At 54.8% G+C, this 18480-nt stretch carries 18 protein-coding genes; 13 read left to right on the forward strand and 5 right to left on the reverse strand.

The window, feature by feature from the left end; genetic code table 11:
• The 7 genes from WCK51_06990 (at position 1) to WCK51_07020 (ending at position 5977) form a co-directional block, all read left to right on the forward strand.
• Positions 1 to 180, forward strand: a complete 180-nt coding sequence (locus WCK51_06990; protein MEI7576620.1) for a hypothetical protein — start codon at positions 1 to 3, stop codon at positions 178 to 180.
• Positions 181 to 293: 113 nt separating this feature from the next.
• Positions 294 to 1007 carry a type II secretion system protein gene (locus tag WCK51_06995; GenBank protein MEI7576621.1) on the forward strand — a complete coding sequence of 238 codons (714 nt, stop codon included), beginning with the start codon at positions 294 to 296 and terminating at the stop codon, positions 1005 to 1007.
• The gene (locus WCK51_07000; protein MEI7576622.1) at positions 1004 to 1864 is read left to right on the forward strand and encodes a hypothetical protein; all 861 of its coding nucleotides are present in this window, start codon (positions 1004 to 1006) and stop codon (positions 1862 to 1864) included. The genes WCK51_06995 and WCK51_07000 overlap by 4 nt, the downstream gene beginning before the upstream one ends.
• Before the next feature lie 3 nt (positions 1865 to 1867).
• Positions 1868 to 3451: a hypothetical protein gene (locus tag WCK51_07005; GenBank protein ID MEI7576623.1), complete on the forward strand. Its 1584-nt coding sequence runs from the start codon at positions 1868 to 1870 to the stop codon at positions 3449 to 3451.
• A gap of 41 nt (positions 3452 to 3492) precedes the next feature.
• The gene (locus tag WCK51_07010) at positions 3493 to 4209 is read left to right on the forward strand and encodes a polysaccharide deacetylase family protein (protein ID MEI7576624.1); all 717 of its coding nucleotides are present in this window, start codon (positions 3493 to 3495) and stop codon (positions 4207 to 4209) included.
• Positions 4199 to 5260, forward strand: coding sequence for a glycosyltransferase family 4 protein (locus WCK51_07015; GenBank protein MEI7576625.1), 1062 nt, complete (start codon positions 4199 to 4201; stop codon positions 5258 to 5260). Before WCK51_07010 ends, WCK51_07015 begins: the two co-directional genes overlap by 11 nt.
• Positions 5261 to 5290: 30 nt before the next feature.
• Complete coding sequence (locus tag WCK51_07020; protein MEI7576626.1) at positions 5291 to 5977, forward strand: SGNH/GDSL hydrolase family protein; 687 nt, start codon at positions 5291 to 5293, stop codon at positions 5975 to 5977.
• A 9-nt stretch (positions 5978 to 5986) separates the two neighbouring features.
• On the opposite strand, the gene WCK51_07025 is transcribed toward WCK51_07020, so the two are convergent.
• Both WCK51_07025 and WCK51_07030 read right to left on the reverse strand, forming a co-directional pair.
• Positions 5987 to 6427 (reverse strand): hypothetical protein, encoded by a 441-nt coding sequence (locus tag WCK51_07025; GenBank protein ID MEI7576627.1) that lies wholly within the window; start codon positions 6425 to 6427, stop codon positions 5987 to 5989.
• Between the two features lie 17 nt (positions 6428 to 6444).
• Positions 6445 to 6897 (reverse strand): hypothetical protein, encoded by a 453-nt coding sequence (locus tag WCK51_07030; GenBank protein ID MEI7576628.1) that lies wholly within the window; start codon positions 6895 to 6897, stop codon positions 6445 to 6447.
• A 242-nt stretch (positions 6898 to 7139) separates the two neighbouring features.
• On the opposite strand from WCK51_07030, the gene groES reads away from it, so the two are divergent.
• The 6 genes from groES (at position 7140) to WCK51_07060 (ending at position 15490) form a co-directional block, all read left to right on the forward strand.
• The gene (gene groES / locus WCK51_07035) at positions 7140 to 7430 is read left to right on the forward strand and encodes a co-chaperone GroES (protein MEI7576629.1); all 291 of its coding nucleotides are present in this window, start codon (positions 7140 to 7142) and stop codon (positions 7428 to 7430) included.
• 17 nt (positions 7431 to 7447) lie between these two features.
• The gene (locus WCK51_07040; GenBank protein MEI7576630.1) at positions 7448 to 8233 is read left to right on the forward strand and encodes a four helix bundle protein; all 786 of its coding nucleotides are present in this window, start codon (positions 7448 to 7450) and stop codon (positions 8231 to 8233) included.
• 96 nt (positions 8234 to 8329) lie between these two features.
• Positions 8330 to 9964 (forward strand): chaperonin GroEL, encoded by a 1635-nt coding sequence (gene groL, locus WCK51_07045; protein MEI7576631.1) that lies wholly within the window; start codon positions 8330 to 8332, stop codon positions 9962 to 9964.
• Positions 9965 to 10265: 301 nt separating this feature from the next.
• Positions 10266 to 14036 carry an autotransporter-associated beta strand repeat-containing protein gene (locus WCK51_07050; protein MEI7576632.1) on the forward strand — a complete coding sequence of 1257 codons (3771 nt, stop codon included), beginning with the start codon at positions 10266 to 10268 and terminating at the stop codon, positions 14034 to 14036.
• Between the two features lie 258 nt (positions 14037 to 14294).
• Complete coding sequence (locus tag WCK51_07055; GenBank protein MEI7576633.1) at positions 14295 to 15197, forward strand: alpha/beta hydrolase-fold protein; 903 nt, start codon at positions 14295 to 14297, stop codon at positions 15195 to 15197.
• Entirely contained in the window at positions 15194 to 15490 is a 297-nt protein-coding gene (locus WCK51_07060) for a DUF1905 domain-containing protein (GenBank protein ID MEI7576634.1), read from the forward strand. The genes WCK51_07055 and WCK51_07060 overlap by 4 nt, the downstream gene beginning before the upstream one ends.
• Here WCK51_07060 and WCK51_07065 read toward each other — a convergent pair.
• Genes WCK51_07065 through WCK51_07075 form a run of 3 tightly spaced genes read right to left on the reverse strand, consistent with a single transcriptional unit; the run spans position 15476 to position 18450 of the window.
• Positions 15476 to 16180 (reverse strand): Crp/Fnr family transcriptional regulator, encoded by a 705-nt coding sequence (locus tag WCK51_07065; GenBank protein ID MEI7576635.1) that lies wholly within the window; start codon positions 16178 to 16180, stop codon positions 15476 to 15478. The genes WCK51_07060 and WCK51_07065 overlap by 15 nt on opposite strands.
• A 26-nt stretch (positions 16181 to 16206) precedes the next feature.
• Complete coding sequence (locus WCK51_07070) at positions 16207 to 17502, reverse strand: acetylxylan esterase (protein ID MEI7576636.1); 1296 nt, start codon at positions 17500 to 17502, stop codon at positions 16207 to 16209.
• Positions 17503 to 17529: 27 nt separating this feature from the next.
• A complete protein-coding gene (locus WCK51_07075; GenBank protein ID MEI7576637.1) occupies positions 17530 to 18450 on the reverse strand; it encodes a hemolysin family protein in 921 nt (306 codons plus the stop codon).
• Positions 18451 to 18480: the final 30 nt, after the last annotated feature.

The raw sequence follows: 18480 nt of genomic DNA on the forward strand, positions 1-18480 counted from the left end.
ATGCAAAGGGGCTACGATGTCATCTTTCAAGACCGCACTCTCGGTGCGCTCCTCATCTGCGCCGGGCTCCTCTTTACAACTGCTGTTTGCGTCTGGGGTGCTCTCTTTTTCCAGAAGAAGATCAAAGAGGACAGCGAGATGCGCCGCAAGTTTCGGCGCGAGAATCGCCCCCCAAAGTAAAAACACTGGCTTTTCCCTTCTTGCGATGTTCCTCGCAATTCTCATAGTCTGTAGCACGGGCCCAAAGCGGAAGCACAATCACGGAGGTCGTAATCACGGCCCTTCCGGTGTGTATGAAACTCTTCGTTAGGCAGAAAAGGAAAGGGCAAGGATTCACGATTGTCGAGGTGATGGTCGCGCTTTTGATTCTGGGAATCAGCTCGGTGACCGTCCTTGGGATGTCGATGATGTCCACCAAGATGGCGAAGCAGAATGAGATTCGCTCGACCGTTCAATCAATTGCACGAAGCCAAATCGACCGCTTAGTTGCCGTCTCTCAACAGAACCGCGTCGTGGTGGTCAATCAGCCGATTACCCTGGACGCAGATCTCCAATCGCAACTTCCATCAACGAATCTTTCAGCGACCTACAGCATCAAACCTGTTGCCGGATCAAAGAACCTCCAATCCATCGAAATCATCGTTCGATGGGTTAACCAGGCTGGAAGAAGCAATACGGCGATGTCCACGGTCTCGGTTGGAAAGACTTTCTCCTCGGTTGTAAATGCTGACTGGATCCAGGACCCTTGGAATCCGCATCCAATTGATCAGCTCTTTTACACCCCACCTCCTCCCCCCCCGCCACCACCATCCACAACAGGGACCAGCTCTAGCGGAAGTTCAGGCTCCAGCGGTAGTTCTGGCAGTAGCGGATCGAGTGGAAGCTCCGGATCAAGCGGAAGCTCTGGATCGAGCGGAAGTTCAGGGAGTAGCGGAAGTTCAGGTTCTACAGGTTCGCCGCCACCACCATCCGGTTTCAACTTGGGCGGAGGAAACAAATGGAAATGAAGCTGCGATCCCGAAGAGCGTTCAGCACCATGGAGATCATTGCTGCCGCCACCATCGGTTTGATGGCAACGGTGCTTCTGGCTCAAACCTCGATCCTTGCTGCCAAAACCTTTAAGAAGGTCAGCGAGGTCGCAAGTGCCCACACAATGGGGCGCCGAGCTTTCGATACTTTTGTTTCTGACATACAGAAAGCAGATCTGTCCATGGCGAAGTTTCCGGCCTGGAGTTCCAGCCCGTGGTACACCGCCAAAGACAATGAATGCGTTATTCTGCGTCAACCTAAGTTCAAGTCTGATTTGACCGTCGATACCAAGAACTGGACAGTCGTCACCTACCAACTCGTGGCAGCATCGGTGCCTTCCGAAGGTCCCTACGTTCTGAAGCGTATCGAGAGTCCGCTAATGGTCGATCCTGGAGTCTCCAGTAGTGCCTCAATGGGAACTTCTCGGATCGTCGCAAAGAACATCAAGAGTGTCCAGTGGAACCAAATGACCAACCAGACCTTCTGGGGAGATCGAAACACCCAGGACTTCTACATTCGGTCAGCTCCAGAGCCAGACACTGCCCAGATCAAGCTGAAAGCTCTCATCGGAGGTGAGGACCGACTTGCGGATGGTAAGGCAACGAGAAGCGGTACCAAGATATCCCTGTACAAAGCGATGGAGTGGGGTGTAGCTATGGATGTGAGCTATCGTATCAAGCCAGACATATCCCTCGATGCCACCGGAGACAACAGCGCTAGCGCCATGTTTGTCAAGTTTGTCTTCCAGCCTCGCTGGACGGCTAACAACTATTCAACCCAAACTCGAGAAATTACGCTTTCCGGCATGCCCCAGCTAGACAACAAGGTGGACTAACTTATGAATTCTAAACTTAGAAGTTTCAATCGTCAACGCGGCATGTCGGTCGTCCCCGTGATGATCTTTGCCCTCGGCTTTGGAGCGGTTGGCGTCAGCATCATGTCGATGTCCAACACCCAAGCCAACGAGGTCAAAGGTGCTGGAGACAAGTGGCAAACCGATGGTCTGGCTTCCAGTGGAGCAAACATCCTCTATGAACAGATTCGTCAGCAAATGATTCAGGACCAGTCCTATCCGTTCGTGCTTGCCGAAACGCCACAGAAGGTGAAGCGGCCAGACAACACAGAAGACACAATCGGGACATGCTCAGCTCGAATCGTTGCAGATCGTCTTGTTGAGAAAGACGAGGGCGGATATCGCATCCAAACCTACTACTTCACGATCGAAGGTCGAGGAGTGTCAAGTTTAGGCAAGGAAAGTATCACTCGGGTCGAATTCAAGGGCGTGATGTGGAGGCATCTCGTTCCTCGGGACACGTATGGGAACAATGGGGCCCCTGATTCGATTTGGTTCCCTACTGGCGCAATCGTCGCGAATGGCGCTGTGAACATGACGACTAACCAAGGGATTAGAACCTTATCAAGCAACGGGGATGCCCACGTAGTTGGAAACAAAGGTATCACGTGGAACCCATTCAGCGGTAGCAAAAACAGCTTCGCTAACCCAAACATCATTGACATTCAAGGCTACTATCTCGTCCCGGACGGCGGTCCTTATACGAGCACCTTATCGAACAGCGGCCTAGCCAATCCTAGCGGCGTCAAAAATTACCGTTCCCCAGCCGCGCCCGCCCAAGGCGATTTCCCGGGAGCGGCCGCCAACTCAGTTATCAAACTTAACGGCGAAGCTTCGTTCCCTGACGCGGGTACGGTTGACGGTTGGGCTGCGGACTATCTGAACTCAGCAAGTGTATCCACGGCAGCGAAGTTTCCGACCGGTCTCAACTCGTCGGCGATTACTCCCCGAGTTTCGGACGGCCAAATCGGAGTTCAATCTCCCGCTCTCATCACCGGAGATCTCAACGTAGCAAATGGAGCAACCGTTCACCTCTGGCCAGCCAGCACCAATCCGAAAAAGAACATCATCTACGTCAAGGGCAACGTCAAAAACCTGGGCAACATTATCAACCATGGCTGCACCCTGATCTTTGAACAAACTTACGAGGATGCTTCTTCGGCAACCTATCGCATCGAGCAAGATGCGTTGACGTTCAAGACCAAGGAAGAAGCGGTCATGAAGTCAGCGCTTCTATCGCTCAAGTCTTCGAAGGATGCGTTCAAGTTCCACACCAACGGATCCGCAACCACCGGTCTGATTTACGCCATGAAAGGGGGAATCCAGATCGACGGTTCGAACGCCGACTTCACCGGGATGCTCCTAGCTGGTGGAAGCGGAACTAACGGAAACATCGACGTGAAACCAGGAGGGGGAAACTCGTTCACGGTGCACTACGAGGCGTACGCAGCGACCGGTGGCAATGTCGTGACGGATGCTGAATCAGTAATCAATACTGAGTACGTCGCCGGAAACGTCGCACAGCCATTCACGCCAACCAAGATGTACAACTGGAATTGGATCAAGTAATTGGGAAACGAGCCGCCCACCGAATCGAATAAACTGATCTGGTGGGCGACCGAGTTCCGATTTTGACTTACCACAAGATCTCGCCGATCACCAAAGGCACCATTTACCCCGGAACCTTTGTTCCGCCCAATCTGTTCGAGAAACACCTTCGCCTACTCAATCGGCGAGGGTTTTCTTCTGTTCGAGTTTCTGACTTATTCAGCGACCGAATGCCCGGCCAACCTATCCTTCTCACGTTCGACGACGGTTTCCAGGACTTCGCCGAAAGCGCTTGGCCACTACTTCAGAAGTATGGTTTCGGAGGGCTGGTTTTCCTGGTTCTCAACCACCTCGGCGGACATAACGACTGGGATATTGCTGTCGGCGACAAACCTGCACCTTTGATGACGCTGGACACAATCCAAGAACTGGCGGGTCGAGGTGCCCAATTCGGCTCCCACACTCTCAGTCATCCTCGACTCGCTAGCCTCGATGAAGCTGACCAACGGCAAGAAATATTCGGGAGTCGGACCATCCCCGCTTCCGACTTCCAATATCCTATTTCTGACTTGTCAATCTGCTACCCCTACGGCTCGTACAACGAAACTACCCTCCGGCTTAGCCGAGAAGCGGGCTACCAGTACGGATTCAGCACCGACAAGGGCCTCAACAACGCCAGTACTGACCCGATGCGCCTCAAGCGCATTGCAATTCGCCACGATACCAGCGTTCCCGCCCTCATTTACAAGCTATGGAGAGGCTTCCGATATGACCGATGAGTCCTTAAAGATAGTTCATGTCACTAGCGCCGGGAGCTATACCTACGGCGCCGTCATGAGCATGATGACCCTCGCCAAAGCCCAAATCGCCGCTGGCGAGGACGTCCAATTCGAAACCTGGAAAGGGCGAAAATTCGGCGCAGAACTTCGGGGACAGGGCTATCGAGCCCACGAGGTCAAAGTCCGCACTAAAATCGACGTCCTCGCCATCCTCCAAATGCGCCGCTGGTTCCGCGAGCAAAGGTTCGACATCGTCCACACCCACCTCTCCACCAGCTCCATCAACGGCTGCCTCGCAGCCCGATTCGCAAAAATCCCCAGCGTCGCCACCGTCCACGGAATGAGCAGCAAATGGAGCTTCATCTTCGCCGACCACATGATCGGGGTTAGCCAGGGCGTGTGCGACCACATCGTTTCCCAAGGCGTTCCCAGGAGCAGAACTACCCCCGTTTACAACGGCGTCGACGTCCCCGCCGGGGTCATGACCAAACAAGAAGCCCGAAAAGCCTTCAACCTCCCGCCAGAAGCTGCCGTTTTCGGTACCGTCGCCCGCCTCACCCGCATGAAGGGCATCGACACCGGCCTCGAAGCCTTCCGAATTCTCGCCGAAAAAGTCCCCGGCTCGCACTACATCCTCGTCGGGAACGGCGACGGTGAAACCGGCTACCGCCAATGGGTCGACAACCACAACTTGCAAGACCGAGTCCACTTCCTCGGCTATCAATCCAACGTCTTCAACCCCCTGGCCGCAATGGACCTCTTCCTCTTCCCCAGCCTCAAAGAGGCAATGGGAATCAGCGTTGTCGAAGCTTTGGCGATGGGACTGCCAGTCGTCAGCAGTAATGTAGGGGGGCTGCCGGAGGTGATTACTCCAAAGGTAGGTGTCCTAGTTCCTGCGAGCGACCCCAATGCGATGGCGAAAGAAGCTCTCGCCGCGCTCCAGAATCCGAACCTACCCGCCGAGGCTAAACTCCGCGCGGAAGCCCATTTTAGTGTCGACTCAATGCGTGAAGGCACTCGCCGGGTCTACCAAATGCTGATCGAAGCCTGATCTTAACTCCAACTTGTATACTGCGCGCGTATGCTTGCGCTGATCGCCTTAAAACTGCTTGCCGCTCCCCAAGCTCCCAGCTGGAGCGACATACGCGCCGAGCTACAAAAGCCCTGGCCCCAAAACCACGAGTTTCGCGTCGTCTGCCACGGACACAGCGTTCCGGCTGGCTACTTTGTCACCCCAAAAGTCGACACGTTCAACGCCTATCCGCACCTCCTCCACCAGGTACTCAAAAAAGAATTCACCAACGCGGTTATCAACGTCGTCGTCACCGCAATCGGCGGCGAAAACTCTGTTCAAGGCGAGAAGCGATTTATGGAGGACGTGATGTCCCTCAAGCCAAGAGTCGTCACCATCGACTACGCACTTAACGACAGAGGCGTCCCACTCGACCAATGCAAAGCTGCCTGGCAGTCCATGATCACCACTGCCCTTAGGAGCAACGCCAAGGTGATCCTTTTAACCCCAACGCCAGATCTAACCGCCAAAATGCTGAACTCCGACGACCCGCTCACGCAACGAGCGTCCATGATTCGCGATCTTGCCAAACAAAACCAAGTCTCCCTAGCCGACCCTTACGCCGCCTTCAGCGACATCCTCAGAGCCGGCAACTCCCTGGAACCGTACATGTCTCAATTTAACCACCCCAACCGAAAGGGCCATGACGTCGTCGTGAAGGAGCTTGCAAAGGTTTTCTTTTCCAAAACGGACTAGCAGGGTGGGCTAGAGTGCTAGCCTTTGTCGAAAACCATCCCAAAGGGATGATGGACGCTCTAGTGTGATCCACCGGACTTCGGGGCTAATCGGACTGTCTTCCAGGTCAAGCGTACAGCCGCTCTTTTCCCAGCGATGCAGTCCGGCAGGACCATCCAGCCACAAGTCGGAGCGAATCCAACCGATTGGTTCGAGGGCAACAGAAATCTGCTTGATCATCTCAACATCAGAAGTGTTCTTCGCTGGTGTCAAGATGAACGCGCGACTCATCCGACCTGTGCTCATTCCGTTATACAAGTAGGACAGCCAGGCGTTATCGCCTGGACCATTCTTCAACCCCAAAACCCGAATCGCCTCATCAACGGGCGAGCTCGCACGAGGCATCAGGATTAGAGTTGCAATGCCTGCCGCAACTCCGGCTCCAGTCCCAACCCAGGCCCTCCTCCGCATGCCCCATTATGACAAACCTAAACTTCAGCAAACTCTCCCGGCAACTGCAACTCGAGAAACTGCTTCTCGAATGGACCAGTCAATCGATCTGAGGTGATCATCAGCAAGGCAATAGTTCGGTTCAAAAACGGCGAGTAGGAGAGCATGATTCGGTCTTCACCCCTCGCCCACTCCCACACGGTCTGGCCCGACCGCTTGACAATCCATCCGTTGGAACCAAGTTTGGAAGTCCACTCTCCGCAGAGTGTCTTGAGTTCACTTTTTGAGTCACGCGCAATGGTGTAACTAGCCAGGCTGCCGTCTTTGCTCCATTGCTTTTCTGAAGGGACAGGAAGAGCGAGCAGCTCTTCAATCGGAATGCGGGTGTAACTTGCGACCGCCGCGACTCGATGCTCTTTGATCGTCCCAAAGAGCACGATCACAAAGAAGCAAACAGTACACCCAACGAGGAAACGGTAAACGTTCTTCATGGGTTTTCAGTGATGATGGATACGGAGGCTATACATGCTCCGGTTCCACGCCGGGCCAAAAGGTCCCGGTTCTCAGTATGAGTTCGTTAACCCAAACTCTCGGCGCAACGCCTCAAACCCGCCAGGCGTAGAAGCCAATGGGTATAATTTAGCAATCTCGGCAGGCGAGTGCTAAAACCCTGCACTCCTCCTCCAGCCCACAAGGGCAGTGGAGCGCCGCCGAAACCAAAAAGAAAACGACCATGGCAAACTTGAAACCACTCGGTGATAAAGTCGTCGTTGAGGTACTCGACGCAGAAGAGAAAACTGCTTCGGGAATCTACCTCCCAGACAGCGCTAAGAAGAAGCCGCAAGAAGGAACCGTCGTCGCCACTGGCAACGGACGAGTCCTCGATAACGGCGAGCGCAACACACTCAACGTCAAAGTCGGCGATAAGGTGCTCTTTAGCAAGTACGGCGGAAACGAAGTTTCCATCGAAGGCAAGGAATACACCATCCTCGACGAAGACCAAATCTACGCCGTCATTGGCTAACTCCGCAACGAAAACTCATGGCTGATTACCGCAACCTCGACGTCTGGCAACAAGGTCGGACACTTGTCACGACCGCTTACCGCTTTACCGAAGTCCTGCCCGACGCCGAAAAGGAACGGCTCACCCTGGAGATCATTCGTGCCTCCTACGACGTCCCGGCGACCATCGCCGTGGCCGCTTGGCAAGACACCGGGAACTACAGCGAAGCCGTCGCTTCGCTGAACCGCCTCGATACCCTCGTGGCTCTCGCCGCCGACCTCGGCTATGTCGAAGAGTTCCACACCAAGGATATCAAAGAGCGAGTCCGCGAACTGAGCCTCAAGCTCGGTTCAATGTCCAAGCCGATGCGAACCGAGCGAACCGACCGCGAGGACCGGCCGCAACGCGACTTCAATCGCGATGATCGGCCCCAGCGAAATTTCGACCGAGACGATCGCCCACCTCGCCGCGACTTCGGAGACCGACCTCCACGCGACTTCAATCGGGATGACCGGCCTCAGCGAAGCTTCGACCGAGACGACCGCCCACCTCGCCGCGACTACGGCGACGACCGACCTCCTCGCCGAGACGAGGGTGGCGACGATCGCCCACCACGTCGCGACGATGACGGCGGCGGACCTCCTCGACGCCCATACGGCGGCGGTGGCGGTTTCCGACCAGGTGGCGGCGGCAGACCCGGCGGCGGTGGCGGATACGGCGGCCGACCAGGCGGTGGACGCCCAGGTGGCGGTGGTGGATTCCGACCCGGCGGTCGCCCAGGCGGCGGTGGCGGCGGATTCCGAGGCCCCCGAGATAGAGACTAATTCCAGTTGGCAGTTTGCAGTTTGCAGTTCAGAGAATCGCAATCCGCAAACAGCCAACCCAACTGACAACTGTTAACTGATAACTGAGAACTGAACATGGCAGCAAAGAACCTAGTATTCGACGAAAACGCACGACGAGCCCTTGAGCGCGGTGTCAACAAAGTCGCCGACGCAGTCAAGGTCACCCTTGGACCAAAGGGGCGAAACGTCGTCCTCGACAAAAAGTGGGGAAGCCCAACGATCACCAAGGACGGCGTCACCGTCGCCAAGGAAATCGAACTCGAAGATCCCTATGAGAACATGGGTGCGCAACTCTGCAAAGAGGTCGCCTCCAAAACCAACGACGTCGCCGGTGATGGAACCACCACCGCAACCGTCCTCGCCCAGGCAATCGTCAACGAAGGCCTCCGCTACGTCGCCGCCGGTGGAAACCCCATCGCCGTCAAGCGCGGAATCGAAAAGGCAGTTGAGCAGGTCATCGCGACCATCAAAGAAACCGCCAAGCCGATCAAGGACAAAGAGCAGGTCGAATTCGTCGCCACCATCGCTGGTAACGATTCCGAAGTCGGAAAGCACGTTGCTGAAGCAATGGACAAAGTCGGCAAGGACGGAGTCATCACCGTCGAAGAGTCCAAGGGCCGAGACACCCAACTGGACGTCGTCGAAGGTATGCAGTTCGACCGAGGCTACATCAGCCCCTACTTCGTCACCGATCCTGAGCGCATGGAAGCCGTTCTCGAGAATCCGATCATTCTGATCCACGAGAAGAAGATCAGCGTCGCCGCCGATTTCCTTCCGTTCCTTGAGAAAGCCGCCGCCGCTCGACGACCAATCCTCGTCATCGCCGAGGACATCGAAGGTGACGCCCTAAGCACCATCGTCCTCAACAAGATTCGAGGCGTGCTCCAAATCGCCGCCGTCAAGGCCCCTGGCTTTGGCGACCGACGAAAGGCAATGCTCGAAGACATCGCCGTTCTCACCAACGGAACCTTTATCAGTGAAGACCTTGGAGTCAAGCTCGAGAGCGTTCTGATCGAGCAACTTGGCACCGCCAAGAAGGTCGTCATCAGCAAGGAAGAGACCACGATCATCGAAGGCGCCGGTTCCAAGGAATCCGTTCTCGGTCGAATCGATCTCATCAAGCGACAAATCGACACCACCGACAGCAACTACGATAAAGAAAAGCTGCAGGAGAGACTTGCTAAGCTCAGCGGCGGCGTCGCTGTCATCAAGGTAGGAGCATCCACCGAGACCGAGCTGAAAGAGAAGAAGCACCGCTACGAAGACGCCCTCTCGGCAACCCGAGCGGCCGTCGAAGAAGGCATCGTCCCTGGCGGCGGAGCAACCCTCCTCCGAGCAGCCGATAAGCTCAGCACCGAAGGTATGAGCACCGATGAAGCAACCGGAGTTGCCATTGTGAAGCGCGCGCTCGAAGAGCCAATCCGACACATCGCCAAGAACGCCGGCCTCGAAGGCTCGGTCATCGTGGAAAAGGTCCGCGCAGCGGCAGACGGCTTCGGCCTCAATGCCGTCACCGGCGAGATTGTTGACATGGTCGCTGCTGGAATTGTTGACCCCGCAAAGGTCACCCGTTCGACCATCACCAATGCCGCGAGTATCGCAGCCCTCGTACTCACCACCGAAACCCTAGTCGTCGACAAGCCCGAAAAGAAGGGCGCCGGAGGAGCAGGAATGCCCGGCATGGACGGTATGGGCGGAATGGACTACTAAGTCAGAACCGACCACCCTTCCGACGGGACGAGAACCTTCTCGTCCCGTCTTCGTTTATCTACGCCTCGAGTTCGATTTCTTAGTAACAAGATCGTTGATCGGAAAGCTCGCATATTTACTAGTTTCGGGATTTCATTCAGTGAAATCGCTGAATAATTAAAAAGAATTTTGTCGAAAACTTAACAAAACGCGCGAGGTTTGGATTAATCTTGCAAGATTCAGATTAGTAGGTCTGTTTGCGTTCGGATTTGCTGAACGCGATCGTTTGGAGGTTCCCGCGCCGATGCTGGAACAGGAAGGCATGAAGAAAAAGCAATATATCGTTGATTCGAGCATTCTCTCGAACAAAACACTTTTGGTTTTAGGCTTAGCTGCGGTGGGCATGTCCCGCGCAAACGCACAGGTCAACGGCACATGGATTGGCACCGCATCTGCTAACTGGAGTGCTACTTCAAGTTGGCTCGGTGGAAACGTTGCTGATGCCGGTGGTACTGCGACATTCAATGACGCAACCGGTCAGACTGCAGGTTTCACTGCTACAGTTGACGTTGCGAACCGAACCCTTTCGGCGATTAACTACAACACTGGGTTTTCGACGACCATCGCGGGAACGTTTGGCATTAACATGTCTGCGACCGGTCTCTCGTTAAACGCGACCAACACTCTCTGGTCGACCCCCTCGCTGTTCTTTACAACTGTCAACACGATCTCTGCGCCGATCAGCGGTACTGGGAACCTGACTAAAACTGGAGCAGGAAGCGTTGCCCTCACTAGCACCACGAGCTCGTTCACCGGTCAAGTCCAGGTGCTCGGAGGAACCCTTTGGGTCAACTCTGGAAACAACGCAACGTTGGGTAACGTTGCCAACGGTGTTTTGCTCGACGGTGGAACTCTTGGAATCAACACCAGCGCACTTACCGCTTCACGAACCTGGACAATTGGTTCAAATGGTGGTGCAATCAACAACTTTGCAGCCCTGACCATGGGTGGAACGCTCACCGGAACTGGCGCGCTTACCAAGCAAATCAGCACCGCAGGCTTGACGATTACCGCTAACGGCTCAACATTCTCAGGGCTGCTACGGTCAGATTCCGGCACTACGACGATTAGCGGTGCCTCTGGTCAACTTGGTGCTGGTAGCAACGTCGACATCAACGCGACTGTAACCCTTGATAACACCACAAACCTTAACAATCGCCTCGCTGGAAGAAGTGTCGTCAGCCGTGGTGGAAACCTAAACCTCACCGGAAACGCCTCGGGAGCTACTTCAGAGTCCATTGGGACGTTAACCGCCCAAGGAGGTAATAGTTTCGTTACGGTGACCCCGAACGCTGCGCAGTCGAACACTTTGACAATCAACTCGCTTGCCCGAAACAACGGCGGAGGCATCTTCTTCAGGGGTGCCGGACTCGGAAATACAGCTGGTGCTGGTGTCGCAAGCGTTGTAGTTACCAACGGTCCTACGATGATCGGCGGCGGCGGAGGTGCCGGAACGACGAACCAATCGATTATCCCTTGGGTGACGTCGCTAAACGGTACATCGTCGCTTGGCGTGAACATGACGACACGCGATAGCGGTACGGGTCAACTCCGACCGTTGGGAGCAACTGAATATGCCGCGACAATTGGTGCGGCAGGCGCAACCGACAACGTCAGCATTACTGCAAACGAAGCACTTGGATCTGCAACCACAATTAATGCGCTCCGGCTAGGCGGTTCAACAGCCGTCGCGCTGAGTGGTGCACCGCTCACCATCACGAGTGGACTCATTCTCAACGGACAAACTCTCTCCAACCTCAATACAATCTCTAACGACGTAACGGCAGGAGCAGCTGAACTGATCCTCCACACCGGCGGTCTCGGAGGTTCTACAACCCCACTTAATCTTTCGGGAGTTATCTCTGGATCGGGCGGTCTGACGAAAATTGGCTCAGGTAGCTTGTCTCTCACAGGGAACAACACCTACACTGGCACGACGACACTAGCCGGTGGATTGACCGTTTTAGGCACGGGGACTGTGGCAGGGGACGGCGTAACTCCGAGCGCATTCGGTCTTAGCACTTCTCCGATCAAGATGACGTCAAGCACGAGTGCAACTCGCATTTGGGCCACAGGAAACGCGGTGGTAAACCGCGACCTTGAAGTGCACCTTGGCGCAAGCTCGTTGCCGGGAATTGGAACCGCTGGTGTCAACCTCGCAGAATCTCTGACCGTTAACGGAAACATCAACCTGCTGAATACGTCCGGTTCCCCGCTCAACAACTTCCTCAACCTGGAGGGTGACGATTCTCTTTCCAACGGTGTGACACTCAATGGTGTGGTTTCCGGCCAAGGTGGCTTGAGAACCAGCTTCGGATCGTACAACATCCTCAACGGGGCAAATACCTACAGCGGTGGAACACAGATTGGATTGAGTAATTTTGGCCTCACTTCCGGCACCGGACTGAACCAGTTCGTCCAGGGCGATGTTTGGGAAGCAGGCACCGATAGTGCCTTTGGAACAGGCACAATTTGGGCGACAACTAGCTCAGTTTCCGGCTTCGCCGGACCAGGATTGGGCACAATCATGGCACGAGGCGGTGCCAGAACATTCGGTAACCGAGTAGAAGTCACTTCAGGAATGATCAACCTATCGGGTACGAACCCAATGACGTTCACTGGAGCTTGGGAGCTCAACGGTGGCGCAGCAAACGGGTCAGTGATCCAAGTTGGAGCAACTTCACCAACTACAATTAGTGGTGTGGTATCTCGGGGTAGTTTGATCAAGTCCGGGGCTGGAACTTTGACCCTTAGTGGAAGCAACCAGTACACCGGCCAAACGATCATTCGTGAGGGAACGCTCAGCGTGAGCACGATCGGAAACGGTGGAACATTTGGAAACCTCGGAGGAGCCCCATCGTCCGCAAGCTATCTGACTCTTTCAGGAAACGCTGCCGGAAACACCGGTTCGCTTAGATACACCGGAGCAGGCGAAACAACGAACCGAAATCTTGCTATGGCAGGAAGTGGTGGTACGATCGACGCTTCAGGATCTGGGGCGCTGGTCTTCGGTTCAACGAACTCGATTACTCAAAACACTCCAATCGGAAGCGGTTCGATCACTGGTCTTACGTTCAACTCGGGCAGCAACGTGGTCTCTGTTGGAACAACCTTTGCAAGCCAAATGGTTGTTGGGTCGACCGTAACGGGTAACACGAACATTCCGGCAAATACAACGATCACGGAGGTTGGAGCGAACTTCATTCGATTGAGCAACAACGCAACGGCTGGTGGCGCAGCCCAATCTCTAACATTGACATTCCCATCTCTGATGCCAAGGACCCTCACACTAACCGGTTCAAACACCGATCTGAACACGCTGAATCTGAGCCTTGGTAATCAGGGAACGAGCCTTACATCCGCCCTGGTTAAAAACGGAACTGGTACATGGAATCTCACTGGAGCGAGCACCTACACAGGTGGAACCACCATCAACGCTGGCAAGCTCTTCGTCAACGACACCATCAGCGGCACGACTTCCGGTCTCGGAGTTGGCGCGGTGACGATGAACGGTGGAACACTCGGCGGAAACGGTTCCGTTCGCGGAAACCTTACAGTCAACAGCGGTGCCGCAGTTGCTCCTGGCAATAGCCCTGGAATCTTGAGCGTGTTCGGGAACGTCACGATGAATTCCGGCTCGGCGTTTAACGTTGAGCTGAACGGAACCACGCCAGGAACCGGCTACGATCAGTTGGTCGTTTCAGGAACAACGACCCTAAACAACGCTACGCTTAACTTGTCGGGAATTGCGCCAAACACGGCACTCTCAGACTTGTTCTTCATCGTAAGCAACACGGGAGCGGGCGCAGTCAGCGGGACATTCAATGGACTTGCTGAAGGAGCTACCGTCAGCTGGTTGGTCGGTGCAGATACGTTCACCGGAAAGATCACCTATCTTGGTGACTTCGGAACAAATTCGATCACCGGAGGAAACGATATCCTGATCACTAACGTCGTTCCTGAGCCTGGCACCTTCGCCGCAATCGGTCTAGGTCTTGCTGCTCTGGCTCGCCGACGACGAAAGAACGCCTAACACGCGTCTCACAGAGCCAGTGCCCTCGATCCATAGATCGAGGGCACTTTTGTTTTCTTGATTCAGGTCAGCAAGGTGCCCACAATTTCACACGAGAACTTTTCTGGAACCGACCTATCCCGGAAGGCGTTAGAAACATCATAGGGCTCCAAACAAGAGAGTCCGACATAGCAAGAACCTCCCAATCCCTCGGCGGCCGCGAACAAGCCAAAACGCGGTCGTCTTTTTTCTGTCCAAGATTCCGTATAAAATAGCCAGATGAACCGAGTATTGATCGCCTTGTTAGCGGTGACCCTGACCGCTTGCGCTCCTGCCAAGCCCGAGCCTCGGGCCGCCGGGCGATACATTGACAAAATCACGGTTGCCGAAAAGCCACGCGACTACATCCTCCAGGTTCCGAAGGGATACGACCACACCAAACCAACCCCGGTCGTCATCGCACTTCATGGTCTCACGAGCAACAAATTCGATTTCGAGAGAATCCTTCATCTCAAAGACGAATGCGATAAAGCCGGCTTTATTCTTGCGGTCCCGGACGGTCTGCCCGACAACTTTCGAGGCTGGAACGCCGGATTCTTCAAGATGGCAGGCGACAAAGCCGACGTCGAATTTATCAAGACAATCCTGGATCGAATAGAGGGTGAGTTCAACATCGACAAGAAACGCGAGTACGTCTTCGGTCACTCTAACGGCGCAATGATGAGCTACTACCTCGGCTCGGTAATGGGCGACCGCTTAGCCGCGGTTGCGGGTATCTCTGGCACAGTCGGTCTTCCAGCAAATGGTGGACTAGATACAATTCCGGCTCCCAAATCCCAAGTCTCAGTCCTGTTGATCCACGGAAAACAAGACAACGTCGTCGTCTACAAGCGAGGGATGAAAGCCATGCTGCAGAGCATGGGAGCCGATGAAAGCGCGGAATGGTGGGCCAACAAGTTTGGCCTTCCTGTAAAAGCCGAGACGGTCGAGTACAAGAAGGACCAGGCCACCATGCGTCAGTTTGGAAAAACCGACAAGGGAGCCGAAGTCACCCTCATCTCCTCGGAGAACGGAACTCACGAGATTTTCGGCGGCTGGTACGCCGCGGGCCGTGAATCCAAGAGTGGAATCCTCGCCTGGGACGAGATCTGGAAGTTCTTCCAAGACCACCCTAAGCAGTGATCAAATTCCAAGCTGAGCTCTGGATATGGCGCGCAGAGAACGGCGTTGGGTGGCACTTCCTGACTCTGCCCGAAGCTGCGCGAGATGCGCTGAAAGCCAGCATCAAAGGAACTCCGAAGAAGGGCTTTGGCTCGGTGAAAGTCAATGTCACGATAGGGAAGACAGACTTTCAAACCTCTCTGTTTCCCGCAAAGGAATATGGAAGTTATCTGCTGCCGGTTAAGGCTACGGTGAGAAAGGCGGGAAAGTTGGTCGCAGGTGACTTGGTTGCGGTAACCCTAGAAGTCGTTTAGATCGCCTCGGATGACAAGGAAACCCTTCACGACGTCCACAGGCCCTCCGCTCGCCTTCCACTTGGCAAGCGTTGCGCTCACCGCTTCGCGGTTTGAGCCGATTAGGTCGGCAAGCTCTGCATGGGTGAGTTTGATGTTAACAAACTCCCGCCCCGACTTGGTCTGGCCGGGAAACTGCTTGGCGAGACGCTGAACGAGTTTCGCAAGGCGTTGCGCAACTGTGAGGAACAGCACGTCCTGCATCTGATTGATGATTTGAGAACGTCGTTCACGGACAAGCTTGGAGACGGCAAAAACCATTTCCGGCTTGGAGAGAATTAGCTGTTTCAGTGTTTCCAAAGGAACAGCGTAGAGCACGCAGAAGCCAATCGCTTCGGCGCTCTCGCCAAAAGCAAGCTCGTTCTCGAACAAGTCGATGTCGCCGATCAGCTCGCCGGGCTTGAGGATTCCGACCGTTAGTCGCTTCCCCTGCGAGTTAGTCGACACAATGCGGACATTGCCTTCTTTGATCAGATAAGCGTGAGTGTGTTTCACCCCGCTCATGCAGATGTGATTGTTCCGCCCGAATTCCACCAAGCGGCTCTCGTGTACGAGTAAAGTCAGATCTTCCGCGCCCAGTGACTTGAACAGATCGAAGTTCCGAAGAACCCACAATCTTCGATCGGGAGCCAGAACTTGCGAAGCACTCATTGCTATCAATTTACGCCATCGATTGACTACCTGTCCCAGTAGCGCGCGCAAAAGTCGAAGAAGATGGGGAAGTTTGGAACGTTTGTGTGTCCGCCAGTGTGTCCGCTAAAAGCGAGTTCGCCGCCGACCGCTGGCACCCCTTCTCGGGGCAACTCCGACACAGAAAGTCCCTTCTTACCTAGCTGTTCCCAAGCAGGAGAGGCCAGTTTGGTCGCCATAAAAGTTCCCATCAGATCGATCCAAATCCCTTCCACCTGCGGTGATCCGATTCCGACAAACGTTGGACGAGGGGCACATAGAGCCAAGAGCTGGTGGGCGTCGACTGGCATATCGCCGGGAGTCAGCGGCCCTGCATATTTGACATAGTTACCCGCCATCCAGTGGTACTCGCCGCTGCTTGCGACATTCTCGACGGTCTCGCCATTATCGCGTCGCCAGATCTTGATGCCGCCTTGCCCGGATGAACCGATGAGGGCCGTCCCAAATCGCTGGTCATAGGCCATGGTCACCGCCACCGCTTTGCCGTAGCGCGAGATGCCTTCTATCGCAACCTTCTTGGCGTCAATCTTTGGGTTCTTTGTGAAGAGGTCAAGGCATCGTCTGGCTCCCCAGGCCCAGGCTTTCAGTGCTCCCCAGTCGTCTGGCTTCCGAGCTTGGCCCTTGTTAACCAATCCAATGATGCCTCGGTTGAGTCCACCTCCGTTATCTGCTTGGACCGAGTTTGGATCAAGGATTGCAAATCCCCACCCCCGCTTGATCGCGTCAACTTGCCAAGCCGGTGGAGGTGGCGGCGCAACCGGAGCCGAGCCAGGGCGCCGGGGAAAGATGAAGCCGAACTCGAGGATCACCGGAGACTTCCGCTTGGTCTCGACTGGCAAGGTCAGAGTGAGTTGAATGTCAACTTTGATCTCAGGACAGGATCTGTTATCGACATGCCCAACAAGCTTTTGCGAGGTCGCCTTGGCTCCGGAAAAGTCTTTCTCCTCGCTAGAGATGACCTCCCAGGTGACTCCCGGGGTCTTCTTGGGGGTGCGGCCGTAAATCTCGCGGTCGAGCAACTCGGTGATTTCGGCCCTTCGCCGAATCCAATCGGCTCTCGTTTTTACAGTGCGACCGTTGTTAAAGGTGAGCAACGCCGGGATGTTGGGATTAGGGTTGGACTTCGCTTCGTCCGTATTCGCAAAGTTTGGGTTCTTAGGATTCATCCCGTCTTTACCGGGTCTCAATCGTTCGATTCCAAGCTCTTTCAGAAGCCTTGCGTGGTCTTCTTGGGCGGAAATTGGGGGCGGAATCTGACCGAGCATAACGGCGAGGAACGACATGAAATCAGCTTAGCCGATAGCCGCAGGTTACTCGGCGTTCGGGTGGTCCATCTTCTCGATGCGGACTTTTATGATTCGCTTCCCGTCGGTTTCGGTGACGGTGAACTGATAAGTCCCATCATCAATCCATTCACCTTGCTTGGGTTGTCGTCCAAACAAGCCGAAAATGTAGCCTCCGATTGTGTCGAAGTCCTCGCTCTCAAAGTTTGATCCGATCTCTTCGTTCACGTCGTCGACGTGCGTCTTGCCTTCCACAATGAAGCCGTTTAGAGTTTCGGACACGGTCGGGTCTTCGTTGTCGTACTCGTCTTGAATTTCACCGACGAGCTCTTCGATGATGTCCTCAATCGTGACAATTCCTGAGGTTCCACCGTACTCGTCTTTCACAACGGCAAGCTGAGTTCGGAAGTGCCGCATATCCGCAAGGAGGTCGTGAATCGACTTGTTCTCAGTGACGTAAAGCGCAGGGCGCATGAGTGAACGGAGGTTCACTGGCTTCCCGCGCAGCATCGTCACTAGCAAATCCTTGGCGTGGATGATCCCGACGATTTCGTCGTCGGTTCCTTCAAACATCGGGATTCGCGAGTGGCCCGAGGTCTGGATCAGCTCGACCAAGTCGTACGGGTTGATGTCAATACTTGCGGAATCAACATCAATCCTCGGAGTCATTACCTCCCGAGCGATCGTCTCTTTGAACTCAAAGACCGAGTGAATCAACTCTGTCTCTTCTTCCTCAAACTCGCCGGATTCTCCGCCCGATTCTACTAGAGACCGAATCTCTGTCTCCATCGTATTGGATCGCCGAAGAGAAACTCCGCCGCCCGCCGCACGAGCGAATACCTGGGCGATTGTGACAAAAATTCCGGCAATCGTGAACAGGAAGGGACGGAGAATGCGGCGCAAACCGCTCTCAGGAGCTTTGTCGCCGTTTGATGATTGATCGATCATGGATGTCGTTTACTACTTAACTGTATCACG

Source organism: Armatimonadota bacterium (genome assembly GCA_037138755.1).
In the GTDB taxonomy this organism is placed as follows: domain Bacteria; phylum Armatimonadota; class Fimbriimonadia; order Fimbriimonadales; family Fimbriimonadaceae; genus Fimbriimonas.

What these genes read in the sequence shown, in the direction of transcription:
- WCK51_06990 (MEI7576620.1), top strand. Translation starts at nt 1, where the DNA reads ATGCAAAGGGGCTACGATGTCATCTTTCAAGACCGCACTCTCGGTGCG.
- WCK51_06995 (MEI7576621.1), top strand. Translation starts at nt 294, where the DNA reads ATGAAACTCTTCGTTAGGCAGAAAAGGAAAGGGCAAGGATTCACGATT.
- WCK51_07000 (MEI7576622.1), top strand. Translation starts at nt 1,004, where the DNA reads ATGAAGCTGCGATCCCGAAGAGCGTTCAGCACCATGGAGATCATTGCT.
- WCK51_07005 (MEI7576623.1), top strand. Translation starts at nt 1,868, where the DNA reads ATGAATTCTAAACTTAGAAGTTTCAATCGTCAACGCGGCATGTCGGTC.
- WCK51_07015 (MEI7576625.1), top strand. Translation starts at nt 4,199, where the DNA reads ATGACCGATGAGTCCTTAAAGATAGTTCATGTCACTAGCGCCGGGAGC.
- WCK51_07020 (MEI7576626.1), top strand. Translation starts at nt 5,291, where the DNA reads ATGCTTGCGCTGATCGCCTTAAAACTGCTTGCCGCTCCCCAAGCTCCC.
- WCK51_07025 (MEI7576627.1), bottom strand. Translation starts at nt 6,427, where the DNA reads ATGCGGAGGAGGGCCTGGGTTGGGACTGGAGCCGGAGTTGCGGCAGGC.
- WCK51_07030 (MEI7576628.1), bottom strand. Translation starts at nt 6,897, where the DNA reads ATGAAGAACGTTTACCGTTTCCTCGTTGGGTGTACTGTTTGCTTCTTT.
- groES (MEI7576629.1), top strand. Translation starts at nt 7,140, where the DNA reads ATGGCAAACTTGAAACCACTCGGTGATAAAGTCGTCGTTGAGGTACTC.
- WCK51_07040 (MEI7576630.1), top strand. Translation starts at nt 7,448, where the DNA reads ATGGCTGATTACCGCAACCTCGACGTCTGGCAACAAGGTCGGACACTT.
- groL (MEI7576631.1), top strand. Translation starts at nt 8,330, where the DNA reads ATGGCAGCAAAGAACCTAGTATTCGACGAAAACGCACGACGAGCCCTT.
- WCK51_07050 (MEI7576632.1), top strand. Translation starts at nt 10,266, where the DNA reads ATGAAGAAAAAGCAATATATCGTTGATTCGAGCATTCTCTCGAACAAA.
- WCK51_07055 (MEI7576633.1), top strand. Translation starts at nt 14,295, where the DNA reads ATGAACCGAGTATTGATCGCCTTGTTAGCGGTGACCCTGACCGCTTGC.
- WCK51_07065 (MEI7576635.1), bottom strand. Translation starts at nt 16,180, where the DNA reads ATGAGTGCTTCGCAAGTTCTGGCTCCCGATCGAAGATTGTGGGTTCTT.
- WCK51_07070 (MEI7576636.1), bottom strand. Translation starts at nt 17,502, where the DNA reads ATGTCGTTCCTCGCCGTTATGCTCGGTCAGATTCCGCCCCCAATTTCC.
- WCK51_07075 (MEI7576637.1), bottom strand. Translation starts at nt 18,450, where the DNA reads ATGATCGATCAATCATCAAACGGCGACAAAGCTCCTGAGAGCGGTTTG.